This window comes from Bartonella sp. AP88HLJMH (genome assembly GCF_042195605.1).
Lineage (GTDB): Bacteria > Pseudomonadota > Alphaproteobacteria > Rhizobiales > Rhizobiaceae > Bartonella.
In genome coordinates this window covers 1-3531 of the sequence record NZ_JBHIOR010000045.1, presented here as the reverse complement: position 1 = coordinate 3531, position 3531 = coordinate 1, and the positions used below count along the sequence as shown (strand labels likewise).

Annotated in this window: 5 protein-coding genes and 1 pseudogene; 3 read left to right on the top strand and 3 right to left on the bottom strand. The window is 38.0% G+C overall.

All coding sequences use genetic code 11. The annotated features are described in order from the left end of the window. The first annotated feature begins 128 nt into the window (after positions 1 to 128). Both ACFIMA_RS09195 and ACFIMA_RS09190 read left to right on the top strand, forming a co-directional pair. Positions 129 to 443 (top strand): type II toxin-antitoxin system RelE/ParE family toxin, encoded by a 315-nt coding sequence (locus ACFIMA_RS09195; protein ID WP_375693400.1) that lies wholly within the window; start codon positions 129 to 131, stop codon positions 441 to 443. A 16-nt stretch (positions 444 to 459) separates the two neighbouring features. Next, a complete protein-coding gene (locus tag ACFIMA_RS09190) occupies positions 460 to 756 on the top strand; it encodes a HigA family addiction module antitoxin (protein WP_004861504.1) in 297 nt (98 codons plus the stop codon). A gap of 44 nt (positions 757 to 800) precedes the next feature. On the opposite strand, the gene ACFIMA_RS09185 is transcribed toward ACFIMA_RS09190, so the two are convergent. Both ACFIMA_RS09185 and ACFIMA_RS09180 read right to left on the bottom strand, forming a co-directional pair. Next, positions 801 to 1079 (bottom strand): hypothetical protein, encoded by a 279-nt coding sequence (locus ACFIMA_RS09185; protein ID WP_375620501.1) that lies wholly within the window; start codon positions 1077 to 1079, stop codon positions 801 to 803. Continuing rightward, positions 1076 to 1720 (bottom strand): annotated as a pseudogene (locus ACFIMA_RS09180) (phage antirepressor KilAC domain-containing protein). The gene ACFIMA_RS09185 and the pseudogene ACFIMA_RS09180 overlap by 4 nt, the downstream one beginning before the upstream one ends. 381 nt (positions 1721 to 2101) lie before the next feature. On the opposite strand from ACFIMA_RS09180, the gene ACFIMA_RS09175 reads away from it, so the two are divergent. Continuing rightward, on the top strand, positions 2102 to 3187 hold the full coding sequence (locus ACFIMA_RS09175) for a hypothetical protein (protein WP_375693399.1): 1086 nt from the start codon (positions 2102 to 2104) through the stop codon (positions 3185 to 3187). A gap of 27 nt (positions 3188 to 3214) precedes the next feature. Here the strand turns inward: ACFIMA_RS09175 and ACFIMA_RS09170 are convergent. Beyond that, positions 3215 to 3531: hypothetical protein (locus tag ACFIMA_RS09170; RefSeq protein ID WP_375693398.1), on the bottom strand; the 317-nt coding region annotated here is incomplete at its 5' end.

The following is a 3531-nucleotide window of genomic DNA, read 5'->3' as shown; positions in this document are numbered from 1 at the left end:
CATTGTCACCAGCTGCCGTCTTTGCTGCCTTTATCAAAGCAACAAAGCTTTCCCTTATCGTTTCTCTCGGATGCATGGGAGCTCCTGTTATTTAACATTTATCCTTTTCTTTATATTGGTATCGTGTTATGATACGTAAAAGAACGAATAAAGGTGATTTGGTGATTGAATCTTTTGCGGATAAGCGGTGTAAAGATCTTTTAGAAGGCAATCCGTCCAGAGGCTTTCCCACCACTCTAGTGCGTATAGCCCAAAGAAAATTGTTTATGCTCGATAAAGCAGTTGATCTCAAAGATTTGCGCAGTCCTCCGGGAAATCGTCTAGAAGCATTGAAAGGAGAGCGTAAAGGTCAATATTCTATCCGTATTAATGACCAGTTTCGTATTTGTTTTGAATGGCGCTCTAATGGCGCCTATGAAGTTGAAATCGTAGATTATCATTGATCTGTAGGAGGTCGAGATGAAAAATTATATTGCTATTCATCCCGGAGAAATTTTACGAGAGGAATATTTAAAAGAATATGCTCTCTCTGCTTATGCTCTTGCAAAAGCATTAAATGTTCCACGCACGAGAATAGAACGTATTGTTGCTGAAAATAGTCCAGTGACTCCCGATACAGCTCTCAGATTAGCCTATTTTTTTGATACTACTGCTGAATTTTGGCTTAACATGCAAGCTGCTTATGACGTTAGTATATTACAAACTGAAAAAGCAGACGAATTTGCCAAAATCAATAAATTTGAATGTAGGGTTTAACCACTCCCCACCTTTAACGATAGGGAGGGGAGTTGTGTTTTTAATTAAGCAACCTTTTTAATGGGGTTGTCTAAATTTGGTTCATAAGTTCGCAACAAAGAATCCATACGATGTGGAAGTTCTGAAGCTCCAAAATCTGTCAAAATTGCCAAGATTTTTGTAATATTGGGCACGTCATCTTGAAGCTTTAAAACTAGAACATTTTCTATTGCATTCATAGTTTGAACCAGAGCACTACAATCTTTGTCGCTCACATTTTCATCATTAGAAAATTGAGATAATGCCATCCACAAATCGCATAAGAAGTTGGTATCTATTTTCATTGCACACCCCCAAAGATTTGTTCTCTCAAACATGCCAATCCTCTAGATGTGATTTTCGTTGAAGGGAGCACCTTTTCTGTACCATCCGGTCTTTGAATGGTAATAGCGGGACAATCCATGAATCCTTTCTTGATCTTATCCTGATAAGGTAACAAAGGCGCCCCTGGAGCCCGTCGATACACCCAATCATGTTTACGCAAATAATCGGTCAAATCCTTTGGTCGTACTTCCAACATCTTTGCTGCTTCAATAAGACCGAATAAACCATCAGAGCGTTTTAGACCTTCCAAAGCCTCTGCTTTTGGTGCTAATTCAGCAATGGTGTTATCCTTTTGCTCGATTTGGCTTTGTAGATGATTCAAAACACCAAGCAATGCCTCGGGTTTAGAGTAGTCAACTTGTGATGTTGTTACTTGTTTCAAAAGCCGTTCACATTTGTTAAAGTATTGACGTGCCTCATGCCCTTTGTCATTACGCTCTATAATCGAAAGATGTTTAGCCATGTCTAATGTAATGTGGTATTCTTTTTCTTTTCCACCGTTTTCTAAATTCAGACTTTATTTCCAAAAACGCAATATAATTCACGTGCGTTAACAGTTTGAACTGTTTACTTGGCCAATAGTTTGTTCTTTAATTTCTATAGAGTATTCATGGTGAACTCCTTACTACTTAGACGTTTTTCATTGACTCTTTAATTAGAAAGTGCCGAGCACTGAAAAACACGGTAGTAAGTCCGTCGTTATGCTTTCCTATGAAGGTGTGTTATAGCATAACCACACCCCACAAAATCACTATATGCGAGTAACATACAATGAGTCAAAGCCTTTAATGTGCGAAAATAAACTATCTCGGTAGCTTATCTGCTTAGTATTTAAGGTGTTCGTTAGGTTCCTGTTTCGATTATTCATACTCCTATAATAATATCACTTTTTTCTAAAAATCATAAGCACATATTTACTTTATTTGTCGACTCACTTTAGATTTTCCAGCTTAGTTTTTTATTTATAGTGGAGGGGACAATAATGCTCGACATACTTGATACAATTGCGATGATCGTATGTTTGTTGTCGTTACCGGTGATGGTTGTCGGACTTGTTTTAGTGTGTATAAAAAAATGGTGCAAAAATGGATTGAAAACCCTTGGCATTGGAGTCTTATTATTTCTCGGCTCTGCAATATTAGGTGCGTTTTTTTTTCACAAAATCAAACCAGGTCAAGTTGCGTACAATAATGAAATTTTTTCCTCCTCCTCGACTTTATTAATAGATGTTGCTACTCAAAATGAAAGCGTGACAAAGGCACTACCTGAGAATACTGATAAGCAAAGTATCCATGTTCAAGATAAAAAGTCAGACGAAAATGATGGTCTAGGTTTTTGGGGATGGTTCAGGTTAATTTTCTTTGCATTTATTGCATTGTCTATTTTTGTTCATTGGCAAGATAAACGCAACAAACGTTTTAAAGAAAAAGTTTCAGAGCAGGTTTTAATGCCTCCCCCGCATATCCATCCTTCTTCTGATTTATCAGTTGTTAATAAAATGTCGCCGGAACTTGAAAAAAAACGGTTAGAAAAGAGGGTACAGATCGTTCTTCTTTGTGCTCTACTGATTGGAGGCATTGTGGTAACAGTAACTATTACGCCATGGTTATTAGTACCCATTTTTATTGTTTTAATTTTTGTTATTATTGCCTATCGTGAGACAAAAAAGGAAAAAAGCTTTGAGCAAGAAGTTGCTCTGTGGCAATCAGATATTCCTCCCTCTAATTTTGAGGAAGCATGTGAAATGTTTCAAGAACTTGACGCAAGTGAATATGATTATCGTTTAGTACAAAATGAAAAACTGTTGGGAGTTCAAGAACGCGTTACCTTTGATATTGGCGAAAATACTCCAATTTTAGGACGTCTTTTAGTAACAAATCAAGCTATTGTATTTGAAAGCCCTGAAGATAATGAAAGGACTACTTGGGCAAGGATTGCATCAGTAACTATAACATACCAAGGATGTCACATCAGTCACCGTACCGGCGCACCATGGAATTACCGATTTAGTGCTATTCCAAATCCAAGGTTTGCAGCAGTAATCCGGGTTCTTGGGCAGCCTTATTGATTTTGAAACACACAAGACAAAGGTTCCTCATTGTTTTTTCTCCCGCAAGATAAGCTTATACATACCGGATTCTGAAGCTTGGACATCTATCACAATGAAGTGCTCTTGAGAAGAGGGGGCTTTGTTGTTTTCAGGAGAGAGGACCACAATACTATCTTGAGGTTTTGGTGGTATTCCCCCGATATCATTGATACAAAGATCAAGTTCCTTTCTTGCAATTGTGGTAGAGATTCTGCCACCGGCGTCCGATTCCGAATGTTTAATGCCGTAAATCGCTGTGATACGAAAAGATTGCTGGTTGTCTTTTCGCGTGTAGATGATGGGCTGCCCAAAAGTGTTGCGCA